The sequence below is a fragment of the Aeromicrobium phragmitis genome (genome assembly GCF_003674095.1).
Classification (GTDB): domain Bacteria; phylum Actinomycetota; class Actinomycetes; order Propionibacteriales; family Nocardioidaceae; genus Aeromicrobium; species Aeromicrobium phragmitis.
On sequence record NZ_RDBF01000001.1, the window covers coordinates 354,056 to 368,492 of the forward strand.

Below are 14,437 nucleotides of genomic sequence, written 5' to 3' on the forward strand. Positions count from 1 at the left end.
CAACAAGCCCAGGACGTCCATCGTCTTGTTTCACCGCGATGGGCGCTAGCCCGCAGGACGCGAACCCGCGTGCTTAAAATCCACAGCCGTACAGACCGGAGGATCGACATGGCTGTTCTGGAAGTAGACGACATCAGCTTCGCCTACGGTGGCCACCTCGTGTTACGCGAGATCAACATGCAGGTCGAAAGAGGTGAGTTCGTTTCGATCATCGGCCCGAGCGGGTGTGGCAAGAGCACGTTGCTCGCGCTCATCGCCGGCATGCGCACCGCGGTGGTGGGCAACATCAACTTCGAAGCGGGCAGCGGAACACAGCGCGCAGTGGTGTTCCAGGACTTCGCGCTGCTGCCGTGGAAGAACGTGCTGGCCAACGTCTCCATGGGGCTGGCATACCAACGTCGGGACCTGTCCCGGCGCGAGCGCGAAGAGATCGCGCGCAAGTACATCGACCTCGTCGGACTGCGGGGTTTCGAGAAGAAGTTCCCCTACCAGATCTCCGGCGGTATGCGACAGCGTGTGGGCATCGCCCGGGCGCTGGCGGTGGAGCCCGAAGTACTGCTCCTCGACGAGCCGTTCGCCTCGATCGACGCGCAGAACGCGGAGATTCTGAGGAAGGAACTCCGTGATCTCGTCAACGAGCAGGGCCGTACAGCAGTGATGGTCACCCACAACCTTGACGAGGCGCTCTACCTTTCCGATCGCATCCTGCTCATGGGAACCCGCCCAGGCTGTGTCCGTGAGGACGTCGTGGTCGACCTGCCGCACCCGAGGGGGCCTGAGATGCAGAACCCCGCCGATCAGCGTCGGTATCAGGAGCTCCGTTCGCGTCTGTGGGAGCACCTGATCCAGGAAGTGGCCAAGGAGAAGGAGTGGATGAACAGCGACCAGGTGGAGAGGATCTGACATGACGACCCAGCAGATACCCGCGCGTGAAGCCGAAGGGAACCACCTCGCGGCGATCGCCGTCGCGACTCGACCCTCATGGTTTGCTCGCCACGAGAAGACACTGCTGCCGCTCCTCACGGCCATCGCCGTGATCGCGGCCTGGGAGGCGTTCGGCCAGGCGGGCATGATCAATCCGCTCTACTTCAGCTATCCCAGTGCGATCGCCGAGGCGTTCGCAGGCTGGGCGGTCGCGGGCATGGGGGCGGACCTCCTCGCCTCGGGCAAGGCCTTCGGCATCGGACTGGCCGTCGCGCTGCTCGGCATCCCGCTGGGGATGCTGATCGGCTCGGTCCGCCGGCTCGATCTGGCGTTGGATCCCATCATCAATGGTCTCTACTCGACCCCGATGGTCGCGCTCACTCCGCTCTTCGTCATCATCTTCGGCCTGGGAATCCCCGCCACCGCGGCGGTGGTGGCCTTGATGGCGATCTTCCCGCTGCTGATCTTGACGATCGAGGGCATCAAGACGGTGGACGCTTCACTGATCCGTGCCGCGCGTTCCTTCGGAGCGAAAAAGGTCGACGTGTACCGCGACGTGATGTTCCCTTCCATCGTCCCGTTCATCGTGAGCGGCCTGCGACTGGCCATCGGCCGCGGAATCATCGGTGTCGTGATCGGCGAGTTCATCGGCGCCGTCGCCGGGATCGGCTACCAGATCCGTGCAGATGCGGGCGTCTTCAACACCCCGAAGTACCTCGCCGGAATCGTGATCCTCGTGGCCGTCTCGGTCGGTTTGAACGTCCTCCTGCGCGCGCTCGAGCGGTGGCTGGCGCCCTGGCGATTCGTGGATGACCACAACTGACAGGGCGCTGGGGCCGGAGCCCAGTTCGCGTGTCCCGCCTCGCTTCGCTCACGGTCGGTCGTTGGCGGCCTCCCTGGCGGGCGGGGAGGTGGTCAGCGCCGGTCTCGTGGCTGACGGGTGAGGAGGGCCACGGGGTAGCGGCGGAGCAGGTCGGCCAGTCGCCGACGGCCCCCGGGCCCGATGTCCCGCGTGAACACGTCGGTCCAGTCACCGTCGGCGAGGTCGAGCGCCGTGTCACCCCAGCCTCCGGCTCGTTCGAGTCCCAGCGGCAGACGCGTGGTCACCGCGACGAGGTCGTCACTGCGTGAGAACGCCAGGACGTGCCCGGCAGCCGGTCCCTCGGCCCGCAGCGCGCGATACCCGTGGAACAGCTCGGGCCGGTCGCGACGCAGCGTCAGGGTCCGCTGCACGACGAGCGCCTTGGCCGCGCCCGTCGCGTCGACCTCGGGAAGCCAGCCGTCGGCGAAGCGGGAGAGAAACTCGCGGCGAGCGTCATAGTCGACGGGCCGGCGGTTGTCCGGGTCGACGAGCGAGAAGTCCCAGGTCTCGGTGCCCTGGTAGACGTCCGGTACTCCCGGCGACGCCAACTGGATGAGCTTCTGGCTGAGGGAGGTCACCCAACCGGCGCCTTCGATCCGCGTGACGAACGACGCGATCTCGTCGCCGAGTTCGGCACGGACGCGGGCAGGCCAGGCTCGGACCGACTCCTCGAACGCCTCGTCGGCCTCGGTCCACGTGGTCCGCAGTTTCGACTCGCGCGCGGCTTTCAGCAGGTAGTCGGTGAGTCGGTCGTCGCTGATCGGCCACGCGGCGACGAGCGTCTGCCACGCCAGCAGGTTCAGCGACGGCTCGTCGACGCCGCAGCGTTCGGTCCAGTCGGCGACCTTCGCGACGAACTCATCGGCGAGCTCGGCCAGCACGGCCATGCGCGCCCGCGTGTCCTCCGACCGCTTCGTGTCGTGGGTCGTCAGTGCGGTCATCGTGGCCGGCCGCGTCTCCTGCCGCCCGGCTGCGAGTCGGTGGAACTCGTCCACGCCGACTCCCCAGTCGTTCGGCGACCCGCCGACCTCGTTGAGCGCGGCGAACCGGGTGAACCGGTAGAACGTCGTGTCCTCCGTCCCCTTGGCCACCACCATCCCGGAGGTCTGCTGGATGCGGGTGGCGAGTTCGTCCGCGGGGTTCTGCCGGACCTGACGATGGAGCGCTGACAGCGCGTCGTCGAGGTCCGGTCGGCGGCGCTTGGCCCGCTCGATCGCGTCGTCCCAGGTATCGCCCACTTCGGGCAGATAGGAGCGGTAGACGCCGAACGCGATCATCGTCTCGGCGACGGCGGCCCGAGCGGCCTCGGTCTCGACGCCGTCGAGCAGCGCGGCGATCCGGCGCACCTCGGCGACGAGGATGTTGTCGGTGACCATCCGCCGCGCGTCCTCCTCGGTGCCGGCGTAGTCGGTCGAGACGCCGAGCCGTTCGGCGAGTGCGGTGAACGGCTCCTCGCCCGCCGGGTCGAGCAGTACGCCGAAGAACTCGCGCATCGCGTCGTATCCGGTCGTGCCTTCCACCGGCCAGCTCGGCGGCAGATCCTCGCCGGGGTGCAGGATCTTCTCGAACACGATCCAGGCCTCCGGTGCCGCCTCGCGAAGCCGGTGGGCGTAGCCGCCGGGGTCCGCGAGCCCGTCGGGGTGATCGACGCGCAGCCCGGTGGCGTCGCCGGCCCCGACCCACCGCAGGACCTCGCGGTGGGTGTCGGCGAAGACCTCGGGTCGCTCGACCCGTACCGCGGCGAGCGAGGTGATGTCGAAGAAGCGGCGGTAGTTCAGCTCGGTGTTGCCGCGCCGCCAGCCCACGAGCTCGTAGTGCTGCCGGTCGTGAACCTCCTGCGGTGAGAGCTCGCCGAGGAGCGGGACGGTGTCGGGGGCGATCGGAAATCGGAGGTCGCCGATCACGAGCTCCTCGCCGTCGACCTGCAGATCGGCCACGTCGGCGTCGTCGCCCAACACCGGAAGCAGCAGCCGTCCGCGCGACCAGTCGATGTCGAAGTGTCCCGCGTAGGGCGAATCGCGCCCCTCGCGCAGGACGGACCACCACCACGGGTTCGCCCGCGGCACCTCGACCGACATGTGATTGGGAACGATGTCGACGACCACGCCCAATCCGGCCTCGCGAGCGGCGGTCATGAAGGCCGCGCGAGCCGATTCGCCGCCCAGCTCGGGCCGCGCCCGCGTCGGGTCGGTCACGTCGTACCCGTGCGTCGAGCCGGGCGCAGCGTCGAGGATCGGCGAGACATAGACGGCGCCGACGCCGAGGTCACGCAGGTAGCCCACGATCGCGCGGGCCTCGTCGAAGCCGAACTCCGGGCGCAGCTGGAGCCGGTAGGTCGAGGAGGGGATCATCGTGCCACCCGTTGCAGCACGATCAGGGAACGGCCGGGAACGATCAAGGGGCCACCGGCCTCGAGGGCCTCGGCACCGGGCTCCTGCACGATTCCGGCGGCGGTGTCGACCACGACGGACCACGTGCTCGCGTACTCACCGTCGGGAAGCGTGAAGTCGATGTCCTCGTAGTAGGCGTTGAAGGCCATGAGGAACGAGTCGTCGGTGATCCGCACTCCCCGTTCATCGCGGTCGGCGATCGCGTCGCCGTTGACGAACACCGCGACGGAGCGGCCGAAGTCGTCGTCCCAGTTGTGCTCCTGCATCTCCTCGGCCGTGGGCGTGAACCAGGCGATGTCGCGCAGCTCGTCGGCCTTGCGCACCGGCTTGCCCTGGAAGAAGCGGCGACGCCGGAAGCTCGGATGCCGCTGCCGGAAGCGGGTCAGCGCCCGGGTGAACTCGAGCAGCGCGGTGTCGCTCTCGTCGAGGTCCCAGTCGACCCACGCGATCTCGTTGTCCTGGCAGTAGGCGTTGTTGTTGCCGCCCTGGGTCCGGCCGAGCTCGTCGCCGTGCAGGATCATCGGCACGCCCTGCGATAACAGGAGCGTGGCCATGAAGTTGCGCCGCTGCCGTTCACGCAGCTCGATGATCTCCGGATCGTCGGTCGGCCCCTCCACTCCGCAGTTCCAGGACCGGTTGTCGTCGGCACCGTCGCGGCCTTCCTCGCCGTTGGCCTCGTTGTGCTTGTCGTTGTAGGAGACGAGGTCGTGCAGCGTGAAGCCGTCGTGCGCGGTGACGAAGTTGATCGAGGCGTACGGGCGCCGGCCGTTGTCCTGGTACAGATCGGAGGAGCCGCTGAGGCGTGAGGCGAACTCGCCGAGGGTCGACGGTTCGCCGCGCCAGAAGTCCCGCACCGTGTCGCGGTACAGGCCGTTCCACTCCGTCCATTGCGGCGGGAAGTTGCCGACTTGGTAGCCGCCGGGCCCGACGTCCCACGGCTCGGCGATGAGCTTGACCTGGCTCACCACCGGGTCCTGCTGCACGAGCTCGAAGAAGGTGGCGAGTTTGTCGACGTCGTAGAACTCGCGCGCGAGGGTCGACGCGAGATCGAAGCGGAAGCCGTCGACGTGCATCTCGGTCACCCAGTACCGCAGCGAGTCCATGATGAGTTGCAGCGTGTGCGGGTTGCGCACGTTGAGCGAGTTCCCCGTGCCGGTGTAGTCCATGTAGTGCTGCTCGTCGTCCTCGACCAGCCGGTAATAGGCCTGGTTGTCGATGCCGCGCATGGACAGCGTCGGGCCGAGGTGGTTGCCCTCGGCGGTGTGGTTGTAGACGACGTCGAGGATGACCTCGATGCCCGCCTGGTGCAGTGCGCGGACCATGGCCTTGAACTCCTGCGCCTGACGCCCGGGTTTGGAGGCGTAGCCGTCGTGCGGGGCGAAGAAGCCGATCGTGTTGTAACCCCAGTAGTTGCGGAGGTCTTTCTCGACGAGGTAGTGGTCGGTGAGGAACTGGTGCACGGGAAGCAGCTCGATCGCGGTCACGCCGAGCGAGCGCAGGTGCTCCACGACCGCGGGATGCGCGATGCCCGCGTACGTGCCGCGCAGCTGCTCGGGAACGCCCGGGTGCTGCATCGTGAGTCCCTTGACGTGCGCTTCGTAGATCACCGTCTCCTGATACGGCGTGCGCGGCGGCCGGTCGTTCGCCCAGTCGAAGTAGGGATTGACGACGAGCGAGTACGGGACGTGTCCGGCGGAGTCGGCTTCGTTGCGCTGCGTCGGTTCGTCGAGGTCGTAGGAGAACAGCGACGGGTCCCAGTCGACGGTGCCGGAGAGCGCCTTCGCGTACGGGTCGATCAGCAGCTTGCTGGGGTCGCAGCGCAGCCCCTGTTCCGGGTCGTAGGGGCCATGGACGCGGTAGCCGTAGCGCTGTCCGGGTCCGACGTGCTGCAGGAAGCCGTGATGGACGAAGCCGTCGACCTCCTCCAGTCGCACGCGCGTCTCGTTGCCGTGGTCGTCGAACAGGCACAGCTCCACGTAGTCCGCCACCTCGGAGAACAGCGCGAAGTTGGTGCCGCTGCCGTCGTAGGTGGCGCCGAGGGGGTAGGGCGATCCGGGCCAGGGGTGCACGTCGTCTCCTTCAGAGATCGGTCATCGAGCGGGTCGGGCGTCACGCAGGGGCGCGACGGCAGAGCGGACGCGGTCGTCGGCGAAGAACGCGTCGAGGTCGACGGGGAGCCGGATGCGCCAGTTCGGGTATTCGTCGACCGTTCCGGGGAGGTTCGGTTGCCGGACTTGACCGACCGCGTCAGCCGGTGAGCTGAGCACGAGGCGTGACGCGGCTGGTGCGATGACCGCATGGAGCGCCACCACCGGGTCGTCGTCGGCGATGCCTTCCTCGTCCAGCAGGGCGAGCAGCGCCTTGCGGTCCTCGGCAGCGCGCGCCATCGCGTCCTCGACGGGTTCGTCGAGGAGATCCAGTTCGGACTGGACCCGCACGCGCTCGTCCTGGAGCCAGCCGGCGACGGTGGGCAGATCGTGCGTGCTGATGCTCGCCATCGTCTCGGGCTCCCACGCCTGCGGCCGCACGTGCGGCTGGCCCGGGGCGTCCCAGTCGCGTTCGAACCAGAGGACCGCGGAGCTGAGGATGCCGCGCTCGTGCATCGTGTCGGTGACGACGTCCTCGACCGTGCCGAGGTCCTCGCCGACGACGATCGCCTCGGCTCGGATCGCCTCGAGCATGAGGATCGCGAGCATCACGTCGGCGTCGTAGTGGACGTAGGTGCCGCGGTGCGCGGGCTCGCCCGGCGGAATCCACCACAACCGCCACAGCCCGGCGATGTGGTCGACCCGAATGCCGTCGGCGTGGCGCAGGACGCTGCGGACGACGTCGCGGAACGGGGCATAGCCGGTCTCGGCGAGCCGGTCGGGCCGCCACGGCGGCAGCCCCCAGTCCTGGCCGAGGGGGTTGAAGGCGTCAGCCGGAGCGCCGACACGGATGTCGGAGGCGAAGGCGTCCTGCAACGCCCAGGCGTCCGCCCCGCCGGGATGGACCCCCACCGGGAGGTCGTGCACGATCCCCACCGGCATCCCGGCCTCGTGAGCGGCGGCACGCGCCGAGTCGAGCTGCCGCGCGCACAGCTGCTGCACCCAGGCGTGGAAGGCGATGCGCGGGGCGAGCGCCCGACGGGCCTCCTCGACCGCGTCGTTCGCCGGGTCGCGGTACTCCTCAGGCCACTCGCGCCAGTCGGGACCGTGCTCCTCGGCCAGTGCCATCGCCGTGGCGAACATCGTCAGGTCGGTGTCGATCGGCCCGACCTGCGGGTCCTGCTCCCAGAGCAGTTCAAGGGCGGCGCGCTTGGCGTTCCACACCGCGTCGTAGTCGACGAGGTCGTCGTTCCCGCTGTCCGGGGCGAGGGCCACGATGCGCGCACGGATGTCGTCGTCGGCTGCCGCGAAGGCGCCGGTGTCCGTGATGCGCAAGTAGAGCGGGTTGGCGTAGCGGCGGCTCGAGGGTGAATAGGGCGAGCGCTCGAGCGGCGCGGACGGGACGAACGCCTGGACCGGATTGACGAGTAGGACGCCCGCCCCTTGTTCCTTTCCGGCCCGCCGGGCGAACGCGGCGAGATCGCCGTAGTCGCCCATGCCCCAGGAGTCCTTCGAGTGCAGCGCGTACAGCTGAAGCATCCATCCCCAGGTCCGCGGCACGTCGGGCAGCCGCGCCGGTCCGACCACGACCGCGACCTCCTGCTCCTCGGTCACCAGCCGGTGGTAGCCGAGTGGGACGTCGGCGGGTAGCTCGTGGCCGATCTCGCGCGTCGTTCCGTCCTCGAGGTGGAGCACGCCTGAGACCCCCAGCGGACGGGCGACGCCGTGGGTGGCGGCGATCGTCGACGGCAGGCTGCGGCGTTTTCGCTCCTCCTCGTGCCGAGCCAACTCGCGCTCGATCGATTCGGGGGTGGAAGCGTCTACGTCGAGCCGAGCGAGCACGGCCACGACGAGGTCGGGGTCGACGGTGACCATCTCGCGGTCGGACCCCTCGTACGAGGTCGCCACGCCATGAGCCTCGGCGAGCCGACGCAGCGGGTCCAGGTCATGGGAGGTCATGGTCTCCAGCATCGGGGGAGCCGAGCCTGGTCGCCACCCGGGCGTTTCCGCTGCCGAATGCGCGTGCGCTAGGGGACGGCCCGAAGGTTGGGCGCAGGTGCGGCGGGCGCGAGGGCCGTACGGGAGAAGCGAATCGGCAACGCCGGTTGCAGCAAGGTTCCCTCGGTGGGATGGTCCACGCGCTCCAGCAGACCGCTCGGGGTGGTGCGTTCGCTCGCCACGATGTCGTCGATGGTCGCGACGGGTGCGCAGGGGATGTCAGCTTTCTGGAGCCGTTCGAGCCAATCCTGGCTCGAACGGTTGAGGAACTCACTGCCGATGAGTCGATACAGCTCATCGATGTTCTCGGTGCGGGCGCCGATCGTTCGGAAGCGCTCGTCTTCGACGAGGTCGTCACGGTCGATCAGTCGGAAAAAGTCCGCCCAGTGGCGGTTGGTGTACACGAGGACGCTGATGTGGCCGTCGGTGGTCCGGAACGGCCGACGGAATGGGGACGCGGTCCGGGCGTATCCGGACGGGCCCCGAGGAGGGTCGTAGACCAGCCCACCTTGCTGCTCGACGAGGTTGAATGACGTCATCGTCTCCAGCATGGGTACTTCGACCGACTGCCCCAGACCGCTGCGGTCGCGTTCGATGATGGCCGCGAGCACCGCGACGACCGCGAAGACCCCGACGGTCTTGTCGGCGATGGGGGAGCGGATGTACGCGGGCTCGCCGCTCGATCCCCCTTGGATGGACGCCATGCCTGACGCGGCCTGGATGGTGTCGTCGAGAGCTGGGCGGGAGGCGAGCGGCCCGTCGCTGGCAAAGCCCTGGAGGGAGCACAAGATGACGGACGGATTGACGCGCCGCAGCCGTTCGTAGCTGATGCCGAGGCGTTCGGCGGAGTCCTGACGGATGTTGTGGATGACGACGTCGGTTGTGGCCGTCAGCTCCTCGAAGAGGCGGAAGTCGGCCGGGGACTTCAGGTTGAGGACGACGCTGCTCTTGCCGCGGTTGAGGTTCAAGAAGACTTGCCCCATCCGTCGCCCATCGGGGTCCAGGATCCCACGGGAGATGTCACCCTCGGGTGGCTCCACCTTCGTCACGGAGGCGCCGAGCTGGGCGAGGAGCGCCGTCGCGTAGGGCCCCATGAAGTAGGACGTGAGATCGACGATCCGCACGCCCGCGAGGGGACCGGTGTTGCCTTCGGGGGTGTCGGGCACCTGAGTTCTCCTTGCCGTAGCCAGGGGTGCGTCCGCACCCGCGCAGCACGGTGCCACGCCCACCGTGTATGAGTCAAACACTACGCATATACATAGTCTGGCCGCAAAGCTGCGTGGCATACGCTTTCCATACGTATATAAATAGTCGCGAAGATTATTGCGTAAGCTTCTCGGAAGTGGTTAGTGTCACATTCTGGTCGTGGAGCGGCAGGCGACTCCCGCGAGCTTGAGAGGACAGACATGAAGTCACGGACCATGGGATGGGCGGCCGGCGGGCTGCTGGTCGCCACGATGGCGCTCAGCGCGTGTGGCGGCGGTTCGGATGAAGCGACACCCGACGGATCGTTGGAGGCCAGGGCACAGAGCGAAGGGTCGGTGAACTGGTACACCGGCCTCGATCCGACGACCGCTCAGGCCGTCGCCGACGCCTTCCAGCAGGAGACGGGCGTGAGCGTCCAGGTGGTCCGTGCGGCCTCCGGGGAGCTGTTGCAGCGATACGACGGTGAGAAGCGGGCGGGCAAGGTCGTCGCCGACGTGCTGTCGACGCCCGAGCGAGGGGTCTACGAGAACGGTGTGAACTCCGGGGAGTTCGTCGCCCTTGCAGGCGAAGAAGGGCTCGATTCGCTCGAGGGCTGGCCCCAGGACGCCCTTGAGTTCGAGACTGCCGCCCATATCAGCATCAATCCGGCGGTCATTGGATTCAATACCGACCAAGTCGGCGATCCCGCCCGGCTGTCAAGCTGGGAAGGGTTGCTGGATTTCGACGGTCCGCTGGCGGTGCCCGAGTGGCAGGCGTCGCCCTTCAACCTGACGGTGCTCAATCTCTGGCAGCAGGAGTATGGCGATGACTTCCTGCAGGCGGTCGCGCAGCTTGACAGCTCGACGTACGCCAGTGGTGTCACCGGTGCGCAAGCGCTCGCGTCAGGGGAGCAGGCCGTGCTTGCACCCACCGCGGTCGGCTTCCTGAAGCCGCTCATGGACCAGGGCGCGCCGATCGATTACGTGATTCCCGACGTGACCACCGGCAGTGTCGTGTACAGCGCGATCGTGGCAGATGCGCCCCATCCGAGCGCCGCCCGCCTCTTCATGAACTTTCTGATGTCAGTCGATGGCCAGACCCTGATCAACAGTGCTGGCGGTGCTTCGGTCTTGCCCGAAGTCACCGGAGACCTCGAGCTGGGTGACGGTTACCTCGTGATCGACCAGTCGGAATCTGTGGCGAAGCGCGAGGAGCTCGTGGCGCAGGTGACCAGGTGACGGCATCCCGGGGAGCCATGCTGCGTGATGGCGATGTGGGCGGGCGACCGAGCTCGGAGACAGCGCCGATCGTTGCGGGGCGCGGTCTCCGCCGCACCTACCGTCGACGTGACGGTGAGGAGGTGCGTGCGATCGACGGCATCGACGTCGAGTTCGGTGCCGGTGAGTTCGTGGTGCTCCTGGGACCCAGCGGCTGTGGCAAGACCACACTGCTGCGGTGTCTAGCGGGTCTGGAGTCTCCCGACGCGGGCGCCATCTCGCTGCGGGGTTCCACAGTCTTCGACGCCGAGGCCAGCGTCGATCTGCCGCCGGAGAAGCGGCGTGCCGGCATGATGTTCCAGTCCTACGCGCTGTGGCCGCATATGACCGTCCAGGACAACGTGGCGTACCCGCTGAAGGTGCGGAGGGCGGGTTCTGCCGAGATTCGCGCGCGCGTCGACGAGGTGCTGCGCTTGGTGGGCTGTGCGGCGATTGCTGAACAGTATCCCGGCGAGATCAGTGGAGGGCAGCAGCAACGCGTCGCCCTGGCTCGGGCCGTGGTCGCTCGCGACGATCTCGTCCTGTTCGACGAACCGTTGTCCAACGTGGACGCCCAGCTGCGCGAGACGCTGCGCACCGAACTGAGCATCCTCCAACGGGCGCTGGGTTTCACGGCCGTCTACGTGACCCACGATCAGAGCGAGGCGCTGGCGTTGGCCGATACAGTCATCGTCCTCAACCAGGGACGAATCGCGCAGATCGGCCCCCCTGCCGACATCTACCGGCACCCGGCGTCGGCCTACGTGGCGCGGTTCATGGGGCCCGTGAACGAGATTCCGGGCAGGCTCACACGTCGTGAGGGCAAAGACTCCGTGACCACGTCACTCGGGACCTTCGACGCGACGCGCCCGCTCCCGTCCGACCTGGGGTCCGACGTCCTGCTCGTCCTCCGTCCGTCGGAGCTGTCCGTCGGAACGGTGGGCGCTGCAGGCCGGCAGGTCGAGGCGACGATCCGCAGCTTGCAGTTCCAGGGCGACTACGTCGAGGTATTGGTGACGGCCGGTCAGCAAGAGCTGTTGATCCGTGACCGTTCGGACCAGATCCTGCAGGTGGGACAGAGCGTTCTCGTGACACTGCCGGGGGTCGCCCGGGCTGTCGTTCCTGACGATGGTCTACGGCCCACCCGTCTGCCCTTCACCGACGAGGCAGCATGACCACCTCCATACTGGCCAAGCGGTCTCGGCCGATGGTCAGAGTGGCTCCGTTGAGGACGATTTGTCTCGTGCTGGGGCTGCTGATGGCGGCACTCATCGTGCTGCCGATCGTCGGCACCATCGTCCGTACATTCGCCGAATCCGAAGGGCTCAGCGCGTTCACGCGCGCGGCCGAGCTCGACGATCTCGGCACCACCCTCCTCAACACGGCCATCGTCGTGGTTGTCGCCGTGTCCGCGGCTACCTTGATCGGGACCGTGCTGGCCTGGCTCAGCGAGAGGACGACCGCTCGCATGGGCTGGGTCTCCGAGATCACTCCCGTGATGCCGCTGCTCGTCCCACCCGTGGCGTTAGCGGTGGGGTTCGTGTTCCTGTTCTCGCCGCGGGCGGGTGTGGTCAACGTCGCCATCCGCAGCTTCACGAGGTCCGAGGCGACCACCGGGCCCTTCAACATCTTCAGCTGGTACGGATTGCTCTCCCTCTACGTCATCGAACTGATCCCAGTCGTCTACCTGGTGGTGTCGGCGGCGCTGCGCAGCGTGGACCCAGCGCTCGAGCAGGCGTCACGGACTGCGGGCGCCGGACTGTTCCGCACCTTTGTCTCTGTCACGCTGCCGTCCATCCGGCCGGCGGTCGTGTCGAGCATGTTCATGTCGCTGACGATTGCGCTAACCCTCTTCTCGGCCCCTGCCATCGTGGGTGCCACGGCAGGCATCGACGTCCTCTCCGTACGGATCGTCCGGTTGCTGACAGCGACGTATCCGCCGGAGACCGATGTCGCTGTCGTCCTCGGTCTCCTGACCTTGATCTGCATCGGCGCGGCATGGACTGTCCAACTGAGGATCCTCGCGGCCCAGCGGTTCGCGGTCGTGGGCGGCAAGGGGCAACGGGCCTCGCTCATCGACCTGGGCCCCTGGACGGTTCCCGCGAAGGGCCTGGTCCTGACGTTCCTCTCCTTCGCCACCGTGCTTCCGGCTCTTGGTCTGATCCTGGTGTCCGTACAGCGATTCTGGAGCCCGCGCATCGAGATCGCCACGCTGGGCTTCGACGCCTACCGCCGGGTTTTCGCCAGCGGCTCGATCACGCGTGAGGCGATCACGAACAGTGTCGCCCTGGGCGCTGCGGGGGCGACCATCGCGCTCATGATTGCGACTCTGTGCGCGCTCGCGTTGCGTGAGCGGGCCACTGGTGTGTTCCGGGCCATCGACGGGCTGCTCAAACTGCCCGCCGGCATGTCCAACATCGTCATTGCTGTCGGGATTCTGGTGACCTTCGCGGGCTCCCCCTTCAACCTGAGCGGCACGGTGGCCATCCTGCTCCTGGCGTACGTCATCATCTACATGCCCCAGGCATCGATCGCCGCGAATTCCGCGGGGTCGCTCGTCGGCAGGCAGTTGACGGAGGCGTCGTCCATCGCTGGAGCCGCTCCTTCCCGGACCATGCGTCGAGTTCTGCTCCCCCTGATGGTGCCTTCGCTCGCGAGCGGCTGGACCCTGCTGTTCGTCTACATGGCCGGCGACCTGACCGCATCGGTGCTCCTCGCGAGCACGAACACTCCCACGGTGGGCTATGTCCTCTACGAGCAGTTCACCAGCGGCTCGTATCCGACGATCGCAGCGCTCGCTGTAGTGCTCACCAGCGTCTCCTCGCTCGTCGCCTTCAGCGTCCTGGTGCTCTCGCGGCGTGCGCGCACGACGTGAGAGTGACGCCATGAACCCCGCTGATTCCCACCTCCAGGAAGGGCAATTGTGTGAACCCCACCGCCGACCATCGCCTCACCCTCGCGCACGACGATCATGGTGTCACCACCATCGAGTTCGAGCGCGGCGAGGCCAACTACTTCGACTATGCGCTGATCAGCGATATCGCGAGGGCGCTCGAGCAGGCGGCTCATGACGGCAGGACGCGAGCGGTGGTCCTCTGCAGCGTCGGCAAGCACTTCTGCGCCGGCGCTGACTTCGGCTCCCCGGAGGCGACTTACGAGGCCGGTGGCCACCACCTGTACGACGCTGCCGTCAGGCTCTTCGACCAGCCGCTGCCGATCGTCGCAGCAGTCCAGGGCGCGGCGGTCGGCGGCGGTCTCGGCCTGGCGCTTGCCGCGGACTTCCGCGTCGCGGCACGGGATGCGCGGTTCTGGGCACCCTTCGCGCGGCTTGGTGTGACGCAAGGTTTCGGCCTCACCGTGACGCTTCCTCGCGTGGTGGGAGAGCAGCGTGCCGCCGAACTTCTGCTCACGGCACGGCGGATCTCCGCCGACGAGGCGCAGGACATGGGCCTTGTCGACGAAATCACCGAGACGGCGTTCGTGCGTGAGCGGGCCCATCGCCTGGCAGCAGTGATCGCTTCCAACGCCCCCCTCGCGACGCGGGAGATCCGCTCATTGTTGAGGGCGGACCTCGCGCCAGCGGTGCGAGAGGCCACCCGCAACGAGCGTCGGCGCCAGGATGTACTGCAGGCGACCTCGGACCATCGCGAAGGGGTCGCCGCCAGCCTGGCACGGCGAACGCCGCGGTTCGCGGGCCGATGACGCGCTTCGGACCCCACGCGAAGGGTCAAGAGG

General features: G+C 67.7%; 10 protein-coding genes. 6 read left to right on the top strand and 4 right to left on the bottom strand.

Features of this window, described 5'->3' with window-relative positions:
* Positions 1-108: 108 nt before the first annotated feature.
* Together D9V41_RS01680 and D9V41_RS01685 are read left to right on the top strand one after the other, a co-directional pair.
* On the top strand, positions 109-903 hold the full coding sequence (locus D9V41_RS01680; RefSeq protein WP_121792781.1) for an ABC transporter ATP-binding protein: 795 nt from the start codon (positions 109-111) through the stop codon (positions 901-903).
* A 1-nt stretch (position 904) separates the two neighbouring features.
* A complete protein-coding gene (locus D9V41_RS01685) occupies positions 905-1,747 on the top strand; it encodes an ABC transporter permease (RefSeq protein ID WP_121792782.1) in 843 nt (280 codons plus the stop codon).
* Positions 1,748-1,839: 92 nt separating this feature from the next.
* On the opposite strand, the gene treY is transcribed toward D9V41_RS01685, so the two are convergent.
* The 4 genes from treY to D9V41_RS01705 form a co-directional block, all read right to left on the bottom strand.
* A complete protein-coding gene (gene treY / locus D9V41_RS01690; RefSeq protein ID WP_121792783.1) occupies positions 1,840-4,137 on the bottom strand; it encodes a malto-oligosyltrehalose synthase in 2,298 nt (765 codons plus the stop codon).
* Complete coding sequence (gene glgX, locus D9V41_RS01695) at positions 4,134-6,245, bottom strand: glycogen debranching protein GlgX (protein WP_121792784.1); 2,112 nt, start codon at positions 6,243-6,245, stop codon at positions 4,134-4,136. Before glgX ends, treY begins: the two co-directional genes overlap by 4 nt.
* Positions 6,246-6,266: 21 nt before the next feature.
* On the bottom strand, positions 6,267-8,222 hold the full coding sequence (gene malQ / locus D9V41_RS01700; protein WP_121793023.1) for a 4-alpha-glucanotransferase: 1,956 nt from the start codon (positions 8,220-8,222) through the stop codon (positions 6,267-6,269).
* A 68-nt stretch (positions 8,223-8,290) separates the two neighbouring features.
* A complete protein-coding gene (locus D9V41_RS01705; RefSeq protein ID WP_166375861.1) occupies positions 8,291-9,427 on the bottom strand; it encodes a CaiB/BaiF CoA transferase family protein in 1,137 nt (378 codons plus the stop codon).
* A 240-nt stretch (positions 9,428-9,667) separates the two neighbouring features.
* Between D9V41_RS01705 and D9V41_RS01710 the strand changes: the two genes are divergently transcribed.
* The 4 genes from D9V41_RS01710 to D9V41_RS01725 all read left to right on the top strand — a co-directional run bounded on the left by D9V41_RS01710 (position 9,668) and on the right by D9V41_RS01725 (position 14,404).
* Positions 9,668-10,684, top strand: coding sequence for an ABC transporter substrate-binding protein (locus tag D9V41_RS01710; protein ID WP_121792786.1), 1,017 nt, complete (start codon positions 9,668-9,670; stop codon positions 10,682-10,684).
* A 122-nt stretch (positions 10,685-10,806) separates the two neighbouring features.
* The gene (locus tag D9V41_RS01715) at positions 10,807-11,877 is read left to right on the top strand and encodes an ABC transporter ATP-binding protein (protein ID WP_166375862.1); all 1,071 of its coding nucleotides are present in this window, start codon (positions 10,807-10,809) and stop codon (positions 11,875-11,877) included.
* 68 nt (positions 11,878-11,945) lie between these two features.
* On the top strand, positions 11,946-13,577 hold the full coding sequence (locus D9V41_RS01720) for an ABC transporter permease (RefSeq protein ID WP_166375863.1): 1,632 nt from the start codon (positions 11,946-11,948) through the stop codon (positions 13,575-13,577).
* Positions 13,578-13,627: 50 nt separating this feature from the next.
* Positions 13,628-14,404: an enoyl-CoA hydratase/isomerase family protein gene (locus D9V41_RS01725; protein WP_121792789.1), complete on the top strand. Its 777-nt coding sequence runs from the start codon at positions 13,628-13,630 to the stop codon at positions 14,402-14,404.
* The last annotated feature ends 33 nt before the right edge of the window (positions 14,405-14,437 follow it).